Annotated in this window: 14 protein-coding genes and 2 pseudogenes; 9 read left to right on the top strand and 7 right to left on the bottom strand. The window is 67.8% G+C overall.

The genetic code is table 11. From position 1 onward, the window contains the following. The first annotated feature begins 225 nt into the window (after positions 1 to 225). The 8 genes from IG98_RS0128025 (at position 226) to IG98_RS0127990 (ending at position 10057) form a co-directional block, all read left to right on the top strand. A complete protein-coding gene (locus IG98_RS0128025) occupies positions 226 to 1410 on the top strand; it encodes a helix-turn-helix domain-containing protein (RefSeq protein WP_030918528.1) in 1185 nt (394 codons plus the stop codon). A gap of 189 nt (positions 1411 to 1599) precedes the next feature. Next, positions 1600 to 1977 carry a hypothetical protein gene (locus IG98_RS0128020; RefSeq protein ID WP_030918526.1) on the top strand — a complete coding sequence of 126 codons (378 nt, stop codon included), beginning with the start codon at positions 1600 to 1602 and terminating at the stop codon, positions 1975 to 1977. Between the two features lie 171 nt (positions 1978 to 2148). After that, complete coding sequence (locus IG98_RS0128015) at positions 2149 to 2460, top strand: hypothetical protein (protein WP_030918524.1); 312 nt, start codon at positions 2149 to 2151, stop codon at positions 2458 to 2460. Positions 2461 to 2719: 259 nt separating this feature from the next. Continuing rightward, positions 2720 to 3622, top strand: a complete 903-nt coding sequence (locus IG98_RS0128010; protein ID WP_051753052.1) for a radical SAM/SPASM domain-containing protein — start codon at positions 2720 to 2722, stop codon at positions 3620 to 3622. Between the two features lie 38 nt (positions 3623 to 3660). Next, positions 3661 to 4794: a methyltransferase domain-containing protein gene (locus IG98_RS0128005; RefSeq protein ID WP_030918517.1), complete on the top strand. Its 1134-nt coding sequence runs from the start codon at positions 3661 to 3663 to the stop codon at positions 4792 to 4794. A 103-nt stretch (positions 4795 to 4897) separates the two neighbouring features. Continuing rightward, on the top strand, positions 4898 to 5497 hold the full coding sequence (locus IG98_RS0128000; protein ID WP_030918514.1) for a 3'-5' exonuclease: 600 nt from the start codon (positions 4898 to 4900) through the stop codon (positions 5495 to 5497). Then, entirely contained in the window at positions 5491 to 6093 is a 603-nt protein-coding gene (locus IG98_RS47415; protein ID WP_030918511.1) for a hypothetical protein, read from the top strand. Before IG98_RS0128000 ends, IG98_RS47415 begins: the two co-directional genes overlap by 7 nt. Before the next feature lie 577 nt (positions 6094 to 6670). Further along, complete coding sequence (locus IG98_RS0127990; RefSeq protein WP_030918508.1) at positions 6671 to 10057, top strand: DEAD/DEAH box helicase; 3387 nt, start codon at positions 6671 to 6673, stop codon at positions 10055 to 10057. On the opposite strand, the gene IG98_RS0127985 is transcribed toward IG98_RS0127990, so the two are convergent. Both IG98_RS0127985 and IG98_RS0127980 read right to left on the bottom strand, forming a co-directional pair. Beyond that, complete coding sequence (locus tag IG98_RS0127985) at positions 9981 to 11615, bottom strand: Hsp70 family protein (protein WP_157594559.1); 1635 nt, start codon at positions 11613 to 11615, stop codon at positions 9981 to 9983. The two genes, IG98_RS0127990 and IG98_RS0127985, sit on opposite strands and share 77 nt — an antisense overlap. An 86-nt stretch (positions 11616 to 11701) precedes the next feature. Then, complete coding sequence (locus tag IG98_RS0127980) at positions 11702 to 13528, bottom strand: hypothetical protein (RefSeq protein WP_157594558.1); 1827 nt, start codon at positions 13526 to 13528, stop codon at positions 11702 to 11704. 157 nt (positions 13529 to 13685) lie between these two features. Between IG98_RS0127980 and IG98_RS47410 the strand changes: the two genes are divergently transcribed. Then, positions 13686 to 14144 (top strand): hypothetical protein, encoded by a 459-nt coding sequence (locus IG98_RS47410; protein WP_051753050.1) that lies wholly within the window; start codon positions 13686 to 13688, stop codon positions 14142 to 14144. A 486-nt stretch (positions 14145 to 14630) separates the two neighbouring features. Here IG98_RS47410 and IG98_RS0127965 read toward each other — a convergent pair whose 3' ends face one another. The 5 genes and pseudogenes from IG98_RS0127965 to IG98_RS53570 all read right to left on the bottom strand — a co-directional run. Continuing rightward, the gene (locus IG98_RS0127965; RefSeq protein ID WP_030918491.1) at positions 14631 to 16283 is read right to left on the bottom strand and encodes a glycoside hydrolase family 27 protein; all 1653 of its coding nucleotides are present in this window, start codon (positions 16281 to 16283) and stop codon (positions 14631 to 14633) included. 105 nt (positions 16284 to 16388) lie between these two features. Then, complete coding sequence (locus IG98_RS53575; protein ID WP_030918487.1) at positions 16389 to 17663, bottom strand: CE1 family esterase; 1275 nt, start codon at positions 17661 to 17663, stop codon at positions 16389 to 16391. 22 nt (positions 17664 to 17685) lie between these two features. Beyond that, on the bottom strand, positions 17686 to 19521 hold the full coding sequence (locus IG98_RS45400) for a family 43 glycosylhydrolase (protein WP_037971501.1): 1836 nt from the start codon (positions 19519 to 19521) through the stop codon (positions 17686 to 17688). A 178-nt stretch (positions 19522 to 19699) separates the two neighbouring features. Then, positions 19700 to 20536: pseudogene (locus IG98_RS45395) on the bottom strand (glycoside hydrolase family 62 protein); the annotation flags it as partial. A gap of 106 nt (positions 20537 to 20642) precedes the next feature. Next, positions 20643 to 20735 (bottom strand): annotated as a pseudogene (locus IG98_RS53570) (RICIN domain-containing protein); the annotation flags it as partial. Between the last annotated feature and the right edge of the window lie 55 nt (positions 20736 to 20790).

Genomic DNA, 20790 nt, shown 5'->3' with positions numbered 1-20790 from the left:
CTGTTTCAGGGGGCACGGAGAGCGGGTCACTCGTCGGAGCTGTCACGCGGGCGAACCGTCATCCCGATCGGCGGGCTCGCGCTGGACGACCTTCCTGCCCTGTTGGGGCGACGGCTCCCACGGTGACGCGAGGATGAGCAGGCACTTCCACGGGGGAATACCTGTCAACAAGCGGGTCCGCGGCTTAGCCTGGAACCGCGACATCACCAGGGAAGGGTGGGGCCCATGGACGACGGTTGCACCATCGGAAACCGGCTCAGGAAGATTCGTGACGACCGATCCTGGACACAGGAGGAGCTCGCCGAGCGGGCCGGTGTCAGCAGGGACATCATCGCGAAGCTGGAGCAGGGGCGCCGCGAGTCGGCGCGGCTCACCACCCTGATGAAGTTGGCGAACGCCCTCGACGTGGACCTGTCGGCGCTGACCGGCAAACGCGACCGGATGGGCGGCGAACGCGACGGCGCCAGCGTGCTGAAGTTGCGGGACGCCCTGCTGTCGGCGTCTCTGCTGCCCGGAGCGGACGACGGCCACGACGGTGAGCCGACATCACCGGCGGACGTGCGGGCCGCAGTGGATAACGCGTGCCGCCGCTACTGGGCCGGTGACTTCCCCGCCCTGGTCGCTCAGCTTCCCGGGTTGATCGCTGAGGCGCGGCTGTCCCACGCGGCGTACGGCGCGGCTGCCGTCTACCCGCTGGCCATGGCTTATGATCTGGCGGCCAGCGTGATGGTGCATCTCGGCCGGGACGACCTGGCGGCGATCGGCGCGGAGCGGGCCATCACCGTCGCGCACGGCGGCGATGACGAACTGCTGTGGGTGACCTTGCACGCCACGTATGCGTGGGTACTGCTGCACCAGGCCCGCACCCGGGAAGCCGAGGAACTCGCAGCCGGTATGGCGGCCCGGATCGAGCCGTCGTTCTCCGCTCCGGCCGCCCACGTGGCCGCGTGGGGCAACCTGCTGATGACCGCCCTGGCCCCGGCGGCGGCGGGCGGCCGGGAGGTGGCGGACTACATCGCGATGGCCTCCGCGGGCGCCGAACGGCTCGGTAAGCGGACGCCGATCTACAACACCGCGTTCGGCCCTGCCACGGTGGCGATGCAGGCCACCCATGCCTACGCCGTACGGCGGGAGCCGGACAAGGCGCTGAACGCGGCCAACCGCGTCCGGTTCGGCGACCTTTTGGGCATTTCCTACGGTCGTCACCTGCTCGATGTCGCCCAAGCGCATCTGGATGCCCGGCAGCGGCAGGTGGCCGTCGAGCGGTTGCAGGAGGCTCACACGCTGTCGCCGGTATGGTTCCGGCATCAAGGCGTCGCCCGTTCCCTAGTGGCTGAGATCCGGGAACAGGAGACGCGCCCGTCGCCCTCCGTCCGGTCGCTGGTGCGTTCCCTTGACTTGGGCCGGTAGGACAGAGCATCCACCCTCGGTGGCCATAGTCGGGAGCAGGAGATGCATCTGTCGCTCACGGTCCGGTCGCTGGTGCCTTCCCTCGACTTGAGCCAGTAGGACGGGGCGTCCTCCCTCGCTGGCAGAAGGACGAGGGTGTGGGACATCGCGTCCCTGGTGATCCATCCCGCGTAATCTCACTATCGGTACATGACCCATTACCGAGCGGATGAGCGGCGTGGTCTCCACGGTTTCCCCGAACCGCAGCATGCCTCCAGCACCCCCGCCCACGCGGTGCAGTTGCTTCGCCAGGCCCTCCACGGTCGCGGTGTGGCGACGCTGGACGGTGACGTCATGAGAACGGCCGGTGGCCATTACGTTCTGAGCCTCGCTCCCGGCCTGCTGATTTGGAGCGTTCCAAAAATGTTCCGCTGGTTCAACAGCGGGCGTATGGTCCTGCACCCCTCGGCCGACCCCACAGGTGCCGCCGACCTGCTGGTGGGGTTGTTCGAGCGGCAACCGTGGCTGCGGTATCGGCGGGAGTACCTGGAGGCGCTCATGGAACCCACCGAGGCATCGCCCATCTGACCCTTCAGCTCTGGCGGACTCCGCGCAGGGCGCGGCCTACGCCCCGAGACAGCCCGGCCCCCGGACGCCCGCCAGAGGCGGCCCCGGGACGATCACCGGCTTCCATCGCCGGAAGACCCCGGGGCCGCTCATCTTCTTCACCCGCTCTCACCACACGAGAGGACGTACCCCATGATTCCGCCACCGGGCACCCCGGCGAGCGACCGGCTCCGACAGGTCACGCAGTGGGGGCTCGCCATCGCGGCCCTTCAACGGCTGCGGGCCAGGCTCACCGACCACGAGATCTTCCCCGAACTCGTCCGGGAAGGCGGACAGCCCCGCCTGCTGCTGGGCGAGACACTGACCGTGTGGACCGGCTACAGCGGTGAGGTCATCTACTGGGGACCTGACCTGGGTGCTCCCGCCGCGAACGCCCCGGCCTTCGACCTGACCGACGTCGCACGCCGAATCGCCGAACTGGTCTACACCGCCCCGGCCCCCTGATCGCGTGGCGGCACGTGGAGCCGGGTCTCAGCGTGCCGCCACGACCCCTTCCGTACGCGGGGGTGCGATGTCGCGCATCCGGACCGTACGGGAGAGACGACCGGACCTCCACCCGGCGCCGTCAGGCAGGAGGTAGCCGGGCACGACCCCCGTGACCACGGGAGACGCCGACTTTCATCCCATAGGGGGGTGAAAGAGGAGGGCGGCGCTCTCGTGGTCACGGGCTCCACCGCTTCGTCCTCCACAGGAAGGAACCACGATGACACCGCACGCCCCCGAGCTCGCTCCGGTCCACTTCCTGGAGCTGGAGATCACCGGCCGCTGCCAGCTCCGATGCGGTCACTGCTACGCCGACTCCGGACCCACCGGCTCCCACGGCACCATGACGACCGGCGACTGGGAGGACCTGCTCGCCTGCGCCCCCGCCGCCGGGATCGCCACCGTGCAGTTCATCGGCGGTGAGCCGACGCGGCACCCCGACTTCGAGCGGCTGCTGACACACGCCCTCGCTCAGGCCCTGAAGGTCCAGGTGTTCTCCAACCTCTACCGGGTCACCGACCGGCTGTGGGACCTGCTCGACCACCCCGGCGTCACGCTGGCCACCTCGTACTACTCCGACGAGCACGACCACATCACCGGCCGTCGCGGCTCCCACGCCCGGACCCTCGCCAACATTCGGCAGGCCGTGCAACGCGACATCCCGCTCAAGGTCGCCATCGTCCGGCTCTCCGACAGCCAGCGCGCCGAGCAGGCGTACGCGCAGATGCAGGCCCTGGGCATCCACCGCCTCGGTCCGATCGACCGGATGCGCGGTGTCGGCCGTGGCGCCGCCGTGATCGGCACGGGCGTCCAGGAGCTGTGCGGCCAGTGCGGCAACGGCCGCGCCGCCGTCGCGTCCGACGGGGAGGTGTGGATGTGTGTCATGTCCCGGTTCCTGGGGTCCGCGGGCAACGTCAGGACCACCCCGCTCGCGGAGATCCTCACCGGACGGGCATGGCAGGACCTCCTCATCCGGGTACCGCGCCGGAACGGCGCAACCGCCTGCAACCCGAATTCGGACGGGAACGACTGCGCACCGGCGGAAACCGTCTGTGAGGGCGACGCCCTCATCCTGCCGACGCGACGGGAGCGGTCGATCCCTCTCGCCGGAATCGGTCTATGACGTCCCTGCCCCCAGAGTGGAGGAGGAGACTGACCGTTATGGACTGGGATCTTCACGCGCGGCGGCTCGCCGGCCGCGTCACCCACCCGGGGTCGCGGTGGCGCGACGCCGTCGCCTCCACCCCCCGCCACCGGTTCGTGCCTGCCTGGTGGACCTGGAGCGGCGGCCACTGGGAGCTCCGGCACGGTCCGGCCGACGAGGAGGCATGGCTGGAGGCCGCCTACCGGGATCGCACCCTCGTCACCAGGATCGGCACGCTCCACGCCGACCATGCCAAGGCTCACGACGAGCCGACCGGGCGTCCCACCTCCTCGTCCACGCTGCCGGGTCTGGTGGTGCAGATGTACCGGCACGCCCGCATCGGCGATGAGGACACCGTCCTCGATGTCGGCACCGGCTCCGGCTACGGCACCGCCCTGCTGTGCCACCGGTTCGGTGCGGACCGGGTGACCAGCATCGACGTGGACGCCTACGTGACCTCCGCCGCCTCGGAGCGGCTGGCCGCCATCGGCCACACCCCGCGCGTCTCGCCGGTGGACGCGACCGGTGAGATCCCCGGGGCGTTCGACCGGATCGTGGCGATGGTGTCGGTACGGCCCATCCCCGCCTCCTGGCTGAGCGCGCTCAACCCCGGAGGCCGCCTGACGACGACCATCGCCGGCACCTCCCTCATCGTGTCGGCCACCAAGACCGACAATGGTGGCGCCGTCGGGCAGGTGGAGCGGGACTGGGCGATGTTCATGAAGACCAGGACCGGCGCCGACTACTCACCTGGCCTGACCGACCTGATGGAGATCGCGAGCACGGCGGACGGCGAGGACGTCTCGACCGGCCGGTATCCCGTGATCGACATCGAGGAGAACGCCTGGGAGCTGCGCTCCATGCTGGAGATCATGGCTCCCGGCGTCGAACACGACTACCGCGAGAACGGCGACACCCGGACCGCGCTCATGGTGCACGAGGACGGATCCTGGGTGCGCGCCGAGCAGACCGGCCACGAACCCCCGACCGTGCATCAGGGCGGACCGCGACGTCTGTGGGACGTGCTCGACGAGGCCCGAGACCACTGGCTGTGGGAGGGGTCGCTACCGCTGTACGGCGCGGCCGTCCGCATCAGCCCCGACGGAACGATCCACCTGCGGCGCGGCCGATGGAAGGCCACCATCGCCTGACGGCGAGCCGTCGCGCTACCAGGGTTCACGACCGCACCAAGCCCCACCACTACCGCAGGCACGGCCGGGCGGACATCGGCTGGCCGGCCACCTAGGAGAGACCGTGGACTTCGGTACCTGGCCTGAGCTGCTCGTCGTCGATGTGGAGGGCAACGGCGCCACCCCACCGGACCTGGTGGAGGTCGCCGCCGTCCGCATCGCAGATGGTCGGCCGGTGCCGACGCTGTGCACGCTGGTGCGGCCGCCGCGGCCGATCACGTCCTTCGCCACCCGCGTGCATCGCATCACCAACCACGACGTGGCCGACGCTCCCCGCTGGGAGCAGGTCGCCCCGGCGATCCAGGCGCCCCTGCAGGGAGCCTGGATCGCCGCCCACAACGCGCACGTGGACTACACGGTGCTGAGCCGCCACCTGCCCGGCTGGGAGCCCGCCGGGGTCATCGACACTCTGCGTTTGGCCCGCGCCACCTACCTGGACGCGCCCGGCTACGGCCTCGATGCGCTCCTGACCCACACCGCTATCCCCCTGGATGGCATTCCCGGCTGCCGGCACCGGGCTGGGTTCGACGCCCACGCCACCGCGCTGCTCCTGCTCGATCTCGCCGGCCATTACTCCACCTGGCAGGTTCTCGCCGCAGCGGGCGTCCCCCCGGGCATGCCCGGCGCCGCCGTCCCCGACCACGAGGAACAGACCCTATGGTGACCTTCCCCGTCCACCTTGGTATCGCCGGAGCCCACGGCACCGACACCACCCGGCTGACCCGCCGCATCGAGATGGAGCTGCGCGCGACCGGCCTGACCGTGACCCGCGTCGGTGGCCTGGCCAAACGAGCCGCCGACCTCGGGTTCCCCAAGATGACCCGGCACACCCCCACCTCCACCGAATGGATTATCGCGTTCGGGACCGCCGCCGCCCTGGAGGCGGAACTGACCTCGGACGTCGTCATCGCTGACGGCACCGCGCACACCGCCCTGGCCTACTACCTGGCCGCCGCCGAGCATCGAGGTCAGCGACCTGCGCTCGCCGACCTCGACCGCCTGACCGCCCTGACAGAGCTGCACACCAGCCGCCAGGCACTGATCCTGGCGACCGTCCTCGACCCCGCCGCCCCGTTCGACATCCCCGCCGACAAGGACCCCGACTACTCCGACACGGCATTCCGGGTCCGCGTCGACCGGCACCTGCACAAGATCCTCACCGAGCAGCGGCCCGGCTACCTGCCCGTCCCCCACGCTGAGCACGCCGCCGCGGTGCAAGCCGCCGTGACCACAGTCATCGGCACGCTGGAGGCGCCGTGACCACCCTCCCGCCTGGCGGCGTCATCACCATCGCCGGCAAACGTGTCTCCCGGCTGGGCCTGGCACCATGTGCCTGACCGGCCACGGCACTTGAGGGCCGCCGACATCGCCGCATGCACGGTTCCACCGCGCCTCCCAGGCGGCGGCCATCGCCGCCGTGCAGAACTGTCTCAACCTCGATAAACCCGGCGATTGGGACGTGCTCGACGAGGTCCGCGACCACTGGCTGTGGGAGGGGTCGCTCGCTGTACGGCGCGGCCATCCGTATCAGCCCTGATGGGACGATCCACCTGCGGCGCGGCCGATGGAAGGCCACCATCGCCTGACCTCGGAAAGCACAAACCGCCCCGCCCCTTTTCAGAGGGGCGGGGCGGTTCCGTATGGGCCCGGGGTGACATTCCGGCACCGATGGCGGGGGACATCCGGCCCGGACGTACAGACGTCTTAACGACGGTGTGCGCCTGCTCCAAGGGCTACCACCAGTTGTTGACAGTTAATCTGGCGTCAAGGCATGGTTAAACTCAAAACTACAGTAACTTCTGTGTTTGATGTTCACAGTTAATGATGGGACTCCCTCATGACGGATGACCTGCGATACCGGCCCTCGCTCCAGGATTTCGACTGGTTGGCCGATCTTCCCCTCGCGACCTGTCTCATCATCGGTGACGTCTCCGGCAAGGACCGTGACGTCTTCCGGAGGCTCGCCCCGGAGGTCCGCCAGGTGGTGAGCGCCGACCCCGTCATAGGCCACCATCTTCACCAGGGGATCTACGCGATGGAGGAGGAGGGATCCTGGCACGGGATGATCGTCCTGGCGGCCCAGCCCCCGGTCGCGGCGGAGGCCGCGGAGCACCGGTTCACCTTGGAAGGCCACCTCGCTCTCGCTCGGATGTTCCGTGGGACCACATGGAACAAAGCCCAGCCCTTCGCCGGGAACGCCCGCTTCCAGATGAGGGACATGGTGCGGCCCAAGGGCGGATCACTCGTCGGGACCGTGACGGGGGTGAGCCCGCAGGGCGCCGGCTACCTGTATGAGGTCGACCTCCGAGGCGAGACGCACACCTACACGGAAGCCTCGCTCATCCGGGTGCAGGGCGACCCGAGCAAGCCTGGGTTCTGGCTCGGCCAGCCCCCCGTGAGCGCCGCCGAGCTGTCGCTCACGCTCACCTGGACCAAGCTGACCCATCCGCTGACCGACACCCTGTACTCCTTCGCGTCGAGCAAGACGGTCTTCCGCGCCTACCAGTTCAAGCCGGTGCTGAAGATGCTCACCGGCTCCTCCGGGCGCATCCTGATCGCGGACGAGGTCGGCCTGGGCAAGACGATCGAGGCCGGGTTGATCTGGAGCGAGCTCGAACAACGCCGCAGGCTCGACCGGGTCCTCGTCGTGGTCCCCTCGGTGCTCAAGTACAAGTGGCAGGCCGAGATGCGCCGGAGGTTCGACCGGACGCTCGACCTGATCAAGGCGGGTGACCTGGCGGAGTTCGCGGAGGCGATGGAGAAGGGGGAAGACAGATCACTCCGCGCGGTGATCTCGATCGAGTCGCTGCGCGCCGCGCAGGATGTGCTGGAGAAGCTGACCGAGCTCAAGCCTCGCTTCGACCTCGTCATCATCGACGAGGCCCACAACATGCGGAACCGGGGGCGCAAGTCCCACCTGCTGGGCGAACTGCTCGCCAGCTGGAGCGACCACCTCGTGCTGCTGTCGGCCACCCCGCTCAACCTGGGCAACGAGGACCTGTTCACCCTCATGAACCTGCTCGACGCGGGGAGCTTCAACGACCGCGACACCTTCGAACGCCAGATGCAGCCCAATGCCGTCCTCAACGACGTGGCACGGACCCTGGTTGACAACCGGAGTCCTCGGGAGCTGCTCACCACCCTTGACCGGCTTGATGGGCTGAGGTTCGGGGGGAGTGTCACCGATCGGCCCGACTACGAGATCCTGCGCGGGGTGCTCGACGTGGACCGCCCGCTCACCGCGGAGGAGAAGGCGCGGGTTCGCAGGCTGCTGGCGGACCTGAACGTGCTGAGCGGCCATCTCACCCGCACCCGTAAGGCCGACGTGCCCGAGCACAAGGCCGTACGGGAGCCGCGGAACATCGACGTCGAGTGGACCGAGGAGGAGCGCGCCTACTACGACGCGGTCTACACGTGGGCCCTCGCCCGTGCACGGCACAAGGGGGTTCCGCCGGGGTTCATCATGCAGATGCCGTTGCGGCAGGCGGCGAGCTGCATTCCCGCGTCTCAGGAGGCGATGCGCGACAGGGAGGCGGCGCTCTCCGAGAAGGAGGTCGACGACCCCGACGGCGACATCGAAGAGCTGGACGCCGACGACCTCAATGACCTGCTCTCCCAGGAGTTCGGCCGGGTCCAGAAGGACACCAAGTATGACCGGCTCCAGGAGGAGCTGCTCAGGCTCCGCGAGCTCGGGGTCCGCCAGATGATGGTCTTCTCCTACTTCCGCCGGACCCTGTCGTATCTGGCCGACCGCCTCGGCGTCCACTTCACCTACCGGGTGATGCACGGCGGCGTCGAGCAGCTCGACCGTCAGCGGATCATGCAGGAGTTTCGTGACGGCGCCTTCGAGATCCTCCTGCTGAGCGAGGTCGGCTCGGAGGGCCTCGACTTCGAGTTCTGCAACGTGCTGGTCAACTACGACCTGCCGTGGAACCCGATGCGGGTCGAGCAGCGGATCGGTCGGCTCGACCGCTTCGGCCAGGAGCACGAGAAGATCCTCATCTACAACATGCGGGTGCCCGGCACCATCGAGACCGACATCTTCCAGCGCCTGTACGACCGGATCGGCATCTTCCAGAACTCGGTCGGGGAGTTGGAGCCCATTCTGCGCGACTACTTCACCGAACTGATCGGGTTGCGGCTCGACCCGACCGAGCTCGGCCGGAAGATCGACAATTTGGCGATCGCGGTGGAGCAGCGCAGCCAGGACACCGACGATCTGCAGGCGTCGCGGGCGATCCTGTCCGGCCTGGACGGGCTGCTCGTGGAGGGGTTCACCGAGCACGGTCCCGGAAACGGCCGGTTCATCGGTTCCTCCGAAGTCCAGCGGATCATCGACAGGCTCTTCGCGCTGTACGGTGCCCGGCGCGGCGAACCGGACGACAGGGGAATCCTGGAGATCGTCGGCACCTCTGATCTCGCCGCCCGGTTCCGGGCCATGCCCGACCAGTCCGGCAGCACGCTCCCACCGGGAAAGCTCGCCTGGTTGCTGCAGATCGGCGAGCCGCTGAAGTGCACCTTCGATCCGGAGACCGCCAGCAGGTACGACACCGAGCTGCTCTCGGCCAGGCACCCGCTCGTCCGGCTGGCGATCAGTGTGCTGGAGGAGGAGCGGCTTGCGCTCCCGAGGTTCGGGACACTCGGGATCCCGGGGGTGCCCGAGGGACGTACGTACCTGATGGCCATCCACCTCGCGGAGACCACCGGCCTGCGCCCCACACTGGAACTCTGGGTGACCGCCGTCGACCTGGAAACCGGAGAGGTCATCGATGGCCTCGGAGACGTCCTGCTCACGGCCCTCGCCGACGGCTCGCTGACCGACGGCGAGGTGGCGGCGCCGCGTGATGCGGCCGGGCTCTGGCGTGTGGCGGAGCAGCACGTAGGCGCGCGTCTGGTGGGGACCGAGCGAGTTCGCCAGCAGGAGAACGAGGCCCTCGTCGAGGCGCGGATCCAGGCCAGGGAACACACCCTCGACCTGCAGATCCGCAAGAACCGGGAGGTGCTCGAAGGCATCCGGGAGGCGCGGGTGCAGCGGATGCGGAAAAGCCACCTGGCCAAGCTCATCCAGGCGCGGCGGACCGTGCGGGAGGAGCTGAGCCCGCAGAAGGAGCTCAGCGTGTCCATGCAGCCCGTGGCTGCCGCGCTGGTCAGCGCTTCGGTGGCGCCCAGTCCTTCTGGCCGTACCCCCAGTCGTCCTCGCGGGAGGGGGGCGGAGGAGCGGTGAGCCGCTGCAGTTCCAGCGTCGCGAAGTCACCTCCCCGCATCACCGGCCAGCGGTCCACCCGGAAACTCTGCAGGTAACCGGACGCGTTGGTGAGGGAGATCAGGCCGTTCGGATGCATCCGGAAGCACATGTCCTCGCCGAGCTGGAACGGCAGAGTGTCCACCGTCCGGCCGGTGCCCGCGATCTTGATCTTGACGGTTTCGCCGTACAACGACCGGACCCGAAGTCGGCCCATGCCCCGGCGCGGGCAGATGAAGTCACGCCCACGCCGCTCGTAGTAGACGCTCGCCTTGGACCAGAGCTCCCAGCCCTCGTACAGCGGGGTGTGCGCGCGGTAGAGCAGCTGCTCGCCGCCGTCCCACTCCAGGATGAAATCGGCGCTGGGCCGGTGGAGGTTGAGCCGCTCGTACTCGGCGGTGTTGGCCAGCCCGGCCACAATGGCCTGCTCGGGGCCGACGCCCACCTCGTGGGCGATCTCCGCGTGCGGGAAGAGCGCGCCGATCCGCTCGCCGACGTGGGGAATGCGGCTCATACCTCCAGCGAAAAGGACATAGCCAATCTCTCCGGTCAGATCGGACCCTCCCTTGCTCCGCAGGACGTCGGGGGAGTGCGTGGTGTATCCGCCCGAACCGCCCTGCCGGGGGACTATCTCGGTCAGTTTCGCGGCGCGGAGGGCGGCCTGGACGTACTCCACGGCCTGGGTCATCTGCGGGGTGAACGCCTCGACCAGCTGCTCACGCAGGTAGCGGGTCGATGGAAGATCACCCAGCGCCCGGAAGACGACCGGGAAGGAGACGCGGGTGGACAGGGCCTCCTTCGCCTGGCGCGCCACACTGAGCAGCTTCGCCTGGACGTTCCCTCTGTCAGGGAAGTCGTCCAGGAGGCTGCCGAGCTCATCGGTGAACTGCCGCGCGATGGCCCCGTCCAGGGTATCGCCGGCGAGGTTGATGCCAAGAGCGGACAGAACCGTGATCTCGGGGTAGTCCTTGCCCGCGATGTTCAACACCGCGATGTCGAGGGTGCCACCACCCATGTCGAAGACCAGGAGCTTCCCCTGTGGACGGGGGCCTGACCGGGAGAAGCGGTGAGCGGCCCAGGCGACACCGGCCGCGATGGGCTCATCGATGAGACTGGCGGTACTGACCGGGATGTCCGCTTCCGCGGCGAGAGCGAGTAGGCGTTCCCGCTGGTCACCGGTCCACATCGCGGGGCAGCCGAGCCGGATCTCGTGGGCGTCCGAGAGGGAGAGTCCGGCGGCCTTGGTGCGCTTCGCGATTTCACCGAGAAGCGCGATGATCACCGAGTCTGCGTCCAGTTCGACGTTACCCGCGCGGAGTGTCTTCCTGTTCTCCGTGATAGCTCGCTTCGCCGACCTGATGACCTGGCCGGCCGGCAGGAGTTCGGCCTCCTCGCCGATCAGGAGGGAGCCGTCCCGGAGCCCGGCGACCGAGGGGAGCCACGGCGTACCGCGACGTCCCAGCGGCGTGATCTCCACCGACGTCCTGCCGACCTGCTCGGCTACCAACGAGGTCGAGGTTCCGAAATCAACACCGATCACACGCCGCCCGGCCACCCGGTTACCTCCGTCGTCCGTCCGTGGAAACCACGGTCAAACTACGGCATAATGCCGATATTTTCTAATATTTATTCTTTTGGGTCGACAAGGGCTCGTTGGAGTACCAGCTCATTCCATATGTAACCCGGACGAATCACAAGAACCGGGACTTCGGGCTCTGGAGTGCCGTAGATGGGTTCGTGAAGTTCGGGGTCGAAAATCGCGTCGTCGTTCGCGTTTCCGATCGGCCTTAGCGAATGCGTGGCCGCCAAACCGCGAACCCGCTCCACGAGAATTTCCGGTGCAGCCTTCGCGGCGGTGAGTTCCTCGACCTCCGCGGCCAGGTCGGCGAGCGCTCGGATGACGTCTATTTTGATCTGGCGTTCCTGAGCGGTCCGGATCGTGACCTCGGTGCCCTGTAGATCACGCAGTTGCTCCTCCAACCGCTGGAGCCGGTCGGCGAGCTCACGGCGACGTTCTTCGGCCGCCTCGGCGCGTTCGGCCGCCGCTGCGGCCTCCTCCCGCGCTCGCCGCGCGTCCTCCCTGAGCGCGTCCAGCCGGTCCTGCTCACTCAGAGCGTCAACCCAGGAGGCGGCGAGAGGGTCCCGCCGCCCGACCCTCGCGAACGCCTCGGCGACCGCGGGGACCGGCAAAAGCTCGGCGTACTGTGAAGGCATTCCCAGGAAGAGGCTGAGACGCGCACGGGTCGTTGCCCCGGCGAGCTCACGTTCCAGCAGCGGCCGAATGATCGCCTCGACCACCTCCGGTGAACGCGTCAGCCGCCCGAACCTCCCCCCGGCGCAATCGACGAGGTCCTGCACCGTCATCCCGGCCCACCATCGCTTGTCCAAAACGTCCGCCGGCCATCTCTCTCCGACCGCGACCGTCAGCTTGGTCCGGCCGCCCTCGGGAGTGAACGGCAGTTGTTCGGCGATTCTGACCAGGCCATGGTGCGTAGCGGGCAGCGTCCTGCTGATCGCGCCCGCTCCGGCTTCCAACGCTTTCAGCTCCGCTTTCTGCGGGTCCTGGGTCAGCAGGAGCGCCAGCTGAACGAACGGCTCGACCGCCCCGGGGGGTAACGTCGTGTCCGCTACTTTCCGCAGCAGCCACGCCACGGCGGGCCGCAGGGCCGGAGACGGTTCTGCCCGAAACTCGGCCGCCGCGGCGATGAGCACGTCACGATAGATCTCCGTCGGCAGCGGGTCACCTGGGGCTCTCCCCGGTACGGCGAGCAGCATGACCGAGAAAGCCCGGCGATCGGCCTCCTCCAGCTCGGACAGCAGCTCGTCGATCGCGGTGTGGTTCAGTCGGCCCAGGAGGACACCCGTACGGAGAGGTGTGGCGAGAAAGTCCTGGACGGTCCGGGGGGCGGCGGCGTCGAGGAGTTCGCTCAGCCGGGTCGCGAACGGTTCGCTCGGCTGCTTTCTCGGTTGTTTCCCGGAATCGGGAGGTGACGGAGACTCGTCAGACTCGGGTGCTTTCCTGGAAGGTTTCCATGTGTAGACGTTCGAGTGGAACTTGACGTCATCCCGACCGGTGAGCTGAGGCTGGAGGATCTTCCACTTCTTGTCGACGGTCGTCTTTTCGAGGCCGAACTCCACCAGCGTCGATTTGATCTCCGTTCCTTTGAATCCTCTGGTGTGCTCGCGCAGCAATTGAATGACGACTCCCATCGGATCGTCCGCGAAGCGCCTCTGCAACTCTGCCGAATCGACCAGGGACAGGTGGCGCACGCTTCCTTCCACGGCCAGCAGATTTTGGCTGCCGAGCCGTACGTTCTCCTCGATGAAGCCGTCATCGTGCCATTGAACGGTGGCGGCCGTCCCCTTGCGGGCGAGGACCTTTCCCACGCGCGGCGGTTCACCGGCTTGCCGTGGCCTTCGCACGACGACCTCAGTTCGATCCACGAGGGTCACTGTAGGGGGTTCGCGGCGTTCTACGGCGAAGTAGTTGATGTTCTTGCCCTCCAGGCGGCTTCACTGTGAACACCTCTCCGACAAAAGAGTTGCATACTCAGTTCACAGTAATTACTCTCAATGTACTTGCCACAGAGAGAAGTGAGTGGGGCGGGCTATGAGATCCCTGCGTGACGGACGGTCGATCCACCTTCTGGACATCGAGAACCTGACGGCGTCCTCCTCGCCGACGACGGCTGAGGTGAGGCAGACGATGAACGAGTATCGGGAGCGCGTCCCGATCGGCTCCATGGATCAGTTCATCGTCGCGGTGAACCCTCGCTCCATGGTGAGTGTGGGAATCGCGCTCCGTGGGGTGCAGCTGCTGATCCGCCCGGGCATCGACGGAGCCGACAGCGCCCTCGCCGAAGCGGCCGTGAGCGGCAGGATCGACCTGCGGTTCGAGCGAGTCGTCATCGGTTCGGGAGACGGGTACTTCGCTGACCTGGCTGCCTGGCTGGCGGCAGCGGGACCGCACGTGACCGTGGTCAGCCGCCCCGCTTCGCTGAACTGGCGCCTTTACACCGCCACCAGCGACATCACCTATCTGCCTCCGACGCTGGCTCTGGCTGCCTGACATCCATCGTGCCGACCTGCACCAAGCAATAGCTGGCCCGATGTGCTCCAACCCGCGTACCAAACTGTCCGGACTACCGGGGAGCCTCAATGAGGTCCCTCCCCGCAGTCCGAACCCGATCCTATGCCAGGGCCTGATCACCTCGATCGGCTTCGTACGCCCGCTCGTACCTGGCTCCATATACCTTCACCGGTACGCCGCACATATCGACGCAGAAAACCTTTTACATGGTGGAGGGGAGGGCCGACACCCTCTCGGGGTGGTTGAGAGCAGGAACGTCGGCGGGCGCGCACAGCTTCCACCGGGGTGCGCCGCCGGCCTACTACGACGACGAGACAGGCCGTACCCTCTCGCCGCCCTGGAGGGCCGCCCACCGTCGTGAAGGCGGCCGTACGGATCACGCTCGCCGCCGCTGGGGCACGGCGACGGCGAGTGGGCTCCGGCGGCTCACGTGGTACGGGGAGTCGGACCTTGAACGCGTTGTGATCAGACGCGCTTCCACCGTTGGTTGGCGGCGCCGTTGCACGACCAGATCTGGGTCTTGGCGCCGTTGGCCGTGGAGTTGTTGACGACGTCCAGGCACTTGTTCGCGCCGACGGCGGTGATGCTCCCGTCGGTGTTGAAGCGCCACTTCTGGTTGTTCTGGCCGTTGCAGTCCCAGATGAGGACGCCGGTTCCGTCGGCGGTGCCGTTGTTGTTGACGTCCAGGCACTTGTTGCCGTAGACCCGCAGCTCACCGGCGGATGTGGAGGTCCACTGCTGGTTGTTCTGGCCGTTGCAGTCCCAGATCACCACCTGGGTGCCGTTGGCCTGGGAGGCGCCGGTCACGTCCAGGCATCGGCCCGACCCCACGCCCTGGATGCGAGACGTGGACGGGGAAGGCGAGGGCGTGGGATTGGGCGTGCCGCCACTGACCCGGAACACGACGGTGCCGTGGGACGGGACACTCGCCGAGATGGCGCCGGTGGTCGTGGTGACGGTGTTCGTCCAGGCGTCACGCAGGCTGAAGGAGTTACCGGACAGGCCGATGGCGGAGGCGGTGGTGCTGATCGTGGTCGTGCTGCCGCCCTGGTTGAACAGCGCGACCGCGACGTCGCCGTTGCTCAGCCGCTTCGCCAGTACGCGCCGGGTTCCGTCGTTGCTGATCTGGGTCGCCTGGAGGCCGAGCGTGTCCTGGTTGATGGCGATCAGCTGCTGGTTCTTCATGATCGTTGCGGTCGCGTTGTCCATGTTGCGGACGTCGTTCCCGGCGATCAGGGGCGCGGCCATGATGGCCCAGAGGGCGAAGTGGCTGCGCATCTCGGTGTCGTTCATGCCGCCCCGGCCGACCACCATCATGTCCGGGTCGTTGAACTGCCCCGGCCCGGCGTTGCCCGCCAGGGGGACGTTGACGTTGACGATGTTCTGGATGCCCATCGGATAGCCGTTGGTCTGACCCGTGTTCCAGGCGTTGGTGATGTCCTCGGTCGTGCGCCAGATGTTGGCGACGTCGCCCCAGTTACGCTGCGGCCCGGTCTTCGAGTGGATGCTGTTGGAGTTGATGCTGTAGAGGATCGGCCGTCCGGTCGCCGCCAGCGCGTCCCGCATCTTGGCGAAGGTGCGCACCTGGTCGTCGATGGTGCCGGTGGGCGAGCACCAGTCGTACTTCAGATAGTCGACGCCCCAGGCGGCGAACTGCCGGGCGTCCTGGACCTCGTGGTTGAGGCTGCCGGTCGCGCCCGGGTAGGAGCCGAAGTACTGCGCGCAGGTCCGGTCCAGCGGCACCTGGTAGAGGCCGAACTTCAGCCCCCTGGCGTGCAGGTAGTCACCGAGTGCCTTCATCCCGCTCGGGAACCGCGACGGGTTGGCCTGGAGGTTCCCGGCCGAGTCGCGGTTGGGGTCGAACCAGCAGTCGTCGACGACGACGTACTGGTATCCCAGATCGCGCATGCCGTTGCTGACCAGGGCATCGGCCGTCTGCCGGATCAGCGTCTCGTTGATGTTGCAGCCGAACGTGTTCCAGGTGTTCCACCCCATCGGCGGGGTGCGGCCCACGCCGTTATTCAACGCCTGCGCCGGGGTGGCCGAGGTGACCGCCGTCAGGGTCAGCATCACGGTGACGGCGGAAGTCAGCAACGCGCGTATTTGTTTTCTTTTCATTGACAACTCTCCTCGGTAGATAGGGGATCGACGATCGGGCCCCCGGCGTGGGCTGACGCCCCGCACCGGGAGCCCGATCGCTACTCGGTCGAATGCGCGCCGCGGTCACGGGCCGGCGCAGGTGGCCGCCGGGGCGGCCGGTGTGCCGTTGCTGAGGAAGCCGAAGGTCGTGCTCGCGTTGGCGCCCAGCGAGCCGTTCCATGTCTCGTTGCGTACCGTCACGTTCGAGCCGGAGCCGGAGCGGACGCCTCCCCAGACCTGGGTGATGGCCTGCGAGCCGGGCCAGTTCCAGTTGACGGTCCAGCCGTTGATCGCGGAGTTGCCCGCGCGCACGGTGACCTCACCCTGGAAGCCGCCCTGCCACGAATTGGTCACCCGGATGGTCGCGGCGCACGCCCCCGTGACCGGTCCCGACGGAGTCGGAGTGGGGGTCGGAGTCGGAGTGGGGGTCGGAGTAGGGGTGGACTGGAACTGGGTGAAGAACCTCCACGTCTCTTCCGGCAGCCATGTTCTGGAACCGCTGTCGCCGGGCGCCCCGTCCTGTGGGGCGGCGATGTGGCCCTCGTCGAAGGCGGCCCAGACGACCGGACGGCCGGCCGCGCAGCCCGAGTACGTGGTGCTCCGGTGTGTCAGGCTGCCCTGGCCGGGCTCGGGCGGGTTCTGGGCGGTGCAGCCGTTGTTCCGGACGAACCTGTCTCGCATCGACCGCCCGCCGGAGATGTTCAGCACGCTGTCCCGCAGGCCGTGCGCCGCGAAGTAGGCGATCGGCTGGGTGCCGCCGCCGCATCCGCTGAGCTGTCCACCGGAGTAGACCGCGACGGCACGGAAGACGTCGGCCCTCGCACAGGCGAGCGCGAAGCTCATGGCGCCGCCGTAGCTGAAGCCAAGGGCGAAACGCTGTGTCGTCTCGACGCAGAGGTCGGCCTCGATCCGCCGGATCATGTCGTCGACGAAGGTCACGTCTTCGCCGCCGCTGTTGGCCCAGCCGTTGTTGAGGCCCTGTGGCGCGACGAAGATCGTGCTTTCGCCGGCCAGTCGTTGGAGCCCGTAGTAGGACCAGACGTCGCGCTGCACGGTCTGGCCGGTGGCGACGTCGGTGGCGGTGCCGCCCAGCCAGTGGAGACCGAAGATCAGCCGGTACGGCCGCTGGTTGTCGTAGTTGGCGGGGATTCTCAGGATGTAGCTGCGGTTCTTGCCGCTGCTCTGGATCGTGTTGGTGCCGTTCTGGAGGGTCGGTGTCCTGCCACATCCAGCGGTCGCCGCGAGGGCGCTGCTCGACGTGCTCGCGCTCGCACTGTGGCTTATCGCCGCGACACCCATGCAGAGGACGAGAAGCGCCGCGACCGTGATGGCGGTGAGCAGGGGTCCGTGTCTGGACATGGGGTGACTCCTTTCTGTCTGGTCATTGGAAGGAGGCGTCGTCGATGTAGAGGCCGTCGGTTCCCGCGGCCGTCTCGACGTAGAAGGAGGCGTTGGTCAGCGTGCCGGTCCACGACACGGTCGCGGTGCCGGTCAGCTGGGTCCAGCCGTTCGTGTTCACCGTTTGTGCCGGGGTGAGCTGGACGTAGTTCGTCGTGCCGTCGGCGGTGAACGTCAGGGTCGCCTTCGCGCTGGGGGTGCCGCTCTGCGACCGTACCCAGACGCTGGTGGTGTAGCTCTTGCCGTTGGTCAGGCTCGACGTCACGTTCTGGTGGGGGCCCTGCCAGGCTGACGTACGGCCGGAGTTGAGCAGGGACCGGCTGCCGCCGTGAGCCACATCGGTGGCGGAGGACAGGGTGCCGCCGGAGCTGGTCCAGCCCGTCGTGCCGTCCTCCATCGTGCCGTTGGTCAGCAGGTTCCCGCCGCTGCCGCCGCCCGGGGTGAACTGCCACCAGTTGAGGTTGAGCAGGTAGCCGCTGCCGCCGGCGAACCGGAGATACAGGTCGCGGGTTCCGGTGGCCCCGCTCACCGGGCAGGTGACGGTGGTCCAGTTCTGCCAGCCGCCGGTGCCGGGGACGGTGCAGGTGCCCACGAGGGTGCCGGTGGCACTGCCGAGCCGGACCTCGATCTGGCCGCCGCTGGTGCCCGAGGCCACCCGGGCGGTGAAGGAGGAGGCTCCGCTGCCGAAGCCGACGCCCTTGACCTTGATGTTGTCGCCGTTCTCGATGAAGCCGACGTTCATGCCGCCTTCGCTGGACGGCTCGGTCTCGACTCCGGTCCCCCAGGCGATGGTCTCGGCCTCCTGGCGGACGTACGGGTTCAGCGTCCCCACCTGCGGAGGGCCGGCGGTGGTCATGTTGATGGTCGGGATGGTGCCGTCGGCGTTGTAGCTGAACCTCTCCACGGCCACCGACCTGGTGTAACCGCCCCCGCCGGGGAGGGCGCCGTTGTGGTAGAAGAAGTACGAGTTCCCGGCGAAGTCGATGATCCCGGGGTGGTTGGTGAAGCTCGACCCCTGCTTCGGCATGACCGTCCCGCGGTAGGTCCACGGCCCGGTGGCGCTGGGGGCCGTGGAGTAGCCGATGAACTCCGAGCAGCATTCGGCGGCGAACACGTTGTAGTAGAGGCCGTTGCGCTTGAAGACCCACGGTCCCTCCTCGTAGAGGGTGGGACGGCTGGCGTTGCCGTTTCGCGTGCCGAACCCCGCCGTGGTGAGCGGAATCTGGGTCGGGCTGCCGGAGTAGGAGATCATGTCGGTGTTCAGCCGGACGTACCACAGGCGGGGGTTTCCCCAGTAGAGGTAGGCCTGGCCGTCGTCGTCGATGAGGACGTTGGGGTCGATCTCGCCGTTCTCGACCAGCGGGCGGCCCAGTGCGTCCCGGAAGGGCCCGGTGGGGCTGTCGCCGACCGCGACCCCGATGGCCATGCCGCCGGTCGCCCGGTTCCGCACCGGGACGTACCAGTAGAACTTCCCGTTGCGGTAGGCGACGTGGCCGGCCCAGGCGTTGGCGTCGGCCCAGGCGAAGGTGGCCAGGCTCATCGGTGAGCCGTGGTCGGTCCAGTTGGCCATGTCCGTGGTGGAGTACACCCGCCAGTCACGCATGGTGAAGTACGTCGAGCCGTCCTCGTCGTGGCCGGTGTAGAGGTAGAGGCGGCCGTTGTGGACGAGCGGCGCCGGGTCGGCGGTGTAGATGGTCTGCACGATCGGGTTGTCGGCCCTGGCCGGGGACGGCAACAACGTGGTCAGCAGGAACAGGCTCACGGTCCAGAGAACCAGGTGGCGAGATCTCCTCCTGGCCCCGCTAAGTACGGGTCTCACCTGTCGTCTCCCTCGGGCGGATGTTTGACGGGGGGTGCTGGTGGCCCCGGACGTGGCGGGACGGAGTGTTCGCCACGTCCGGGGCGGTTCAGGGGGATCAGCGATTACGCTCACCCGACGGGGTGTACGTCTTCGCGGTGAACGTCAGGAACGCTTGAGCCGGACCTGTGTCACGCCGTCAGCGCTGCAGTGTCAGCACACCCGGCCGGTAGGGCAGGAGGCCGTAGTCGCCGCCGGAGCTGGGGCTGCGTCCCTGGTAGAGCAGCTGCAGGTTGCAGGGGTCGACGGTCATGGTCTGATCGGCGTTGGTGCGGATCAACTCGCCGTGGCTGATGTCGTTGGTCCAGGTGGCGCCGCTGTTGGCCTTGCCGGCGAAGGGGTTGCCCTCGGTCGCGGCCTGCGGGGTCCAGGTGCCGTTCAGGCTGGTGGCCGTGAACGAGCGGAAGTAGCGGCCCTGCGAGCCGATCGCCTCGACGATCATGAGGTACTGGTTCTGGTTCTGGAGCTTGTAGACCTGAACGGCTTCGAACAGGTTGTTCGTCGTGTCGCTCATGATCACGGTCGACGTGGTGCCGAAATTGCCGGGGAAGTTGCCGATGGGCATACTGGCCCGGTAGATCTTGCCGTTGTCGCCGGCGAAGAACAGGTACATGTTCGTGCTGTCACCGATGAGCGTCTGGTCGATGGGTCCAGTTCCGGAGCCGGAGATGCTTCCGGAGAAGAGCGTCTGCTGCGATGACCAGCCGTTCGGATTGGTGGGGTCGGTGGAGGTCCGGTAGGAGAAGGCGGTCCCGCCCCACTGGTAGGCGAGCACCCAGATGTTCTTCGGGGCGAAGTAGAAGAGCGTGGGCGCGACAGCGGCCGAGGACATCGCGTTCTGGCTGGCCGAGGCCATCTCGGACCAGTTGCTGAAGAGGCCGAAGTTCATCGAACCCCAGCTCGTGCCGTTGTCGTGCGTCGTCGCGTAGACGAGGTGCCTGCCGTTGTAGGGGGCGACGGTGAAGTCCTTGAGCGAGACCCACCCGGACCTCGGGTTCCTGGTTGTTGCCGCCCCAGTCGTCGTACTGGACGATGTTGGCGCCGTCGGCGGTGGAGGCGCCCTGGACCTCCAGGGCCTTGTTGCTGTGGCGGCTGATGAAGCGGACGTAGCCGCCGGAGGAGTCGGCCAGGCGCCACTGCTGGTTGGTGCCGTTGCCGTCGGCCCACTGGACGATCGAGCCGCCGTTGGCGGTCGAGAAGTTGTAGACGTCGAGGACCTTGCCGGAGTGG

Origin of the sequence: Streptosporangium amethystogenes (assembly GCF_000721075.1) — a bacterium.
GTDB classification, from domain to species: Bacteria; Actinomycetota; Actinomycetes; order Streptosporangiales; family Streptosporangiaceae; genus Streptosporangium; species Streptosporangium amethystogenes.
This window is presented reverse-complemented; position numbering and strand designations above follow the sequence as displayed.

Coding starts and splice junctions, on each gene's coding strand:
- IG98_RS0128025 (WP_030918528.1), top strand. CDS start 226: ATGGACGACGGTTGCACCATCGGAAACCGGCTCAGGAAGATTCGTGAC.
- IG98_RS0127965 (WP_030918491.1), bottom strand. CDS start 16,283: ATGAAAAGAAAACAAATACGCGCGTTGCTGACTTCCGCCGTCACCGTG.
- IG98_RS0128015 (WP_030918524.1), top strand. CDS start 2,149: ATGATTCCGCCACCGGGCACCCCGGCGAGCGACCGGCTCCGACAGGTC.
- IG98_RS0128020 (WP_030918526.1), top strand. CDS start 1,600: ATGACCCATTACCGAGCGGATGAGCGGCGTGGTCTCCACGGTTTCCCC.
- IG98_RS53575 (WP_030918487.1), bottom strand. CDS start 17,663: ATGTCCAGACACGGACCCCTGCTCACCGCCATCACGGTCGCGGCGCTT.
- IG98_RS47415 (WP_030918511.1), top strand. CDS start 5,491: ATGGTGACCTTCCCCGTCCACCTTGGTATCGCCGGAGCCCACGGCACC.
- IG98_RS47410 (WP_051753050.1), top strand. CDS start 13,686: ATGAGATCCCTGCGTGACGGACGGTCGATCCACCTTCTGGACATCGAG.
- IG98_RS0127990 (WP_030918508.1), top strand. CDS start 6,671: ATGACGGATGACCTGCGATACCGGCCCTCGCTCCAGGATTTCGACTGG.
- IG98_RS0128010 (WP_051753052.1), top strand. CDS start 2,720: ATGACACCGCACGCCCCCGAGCTCGCTCCGGTCCACTTCCTGGAGCTG.
- IG98_RS0128005 (WP_030918517.1), top strand. CDS start 3,661: ATGGACTGGGATCTTCACGCGCGGCGGCTCGCCGGCCGCGTCACCCAC.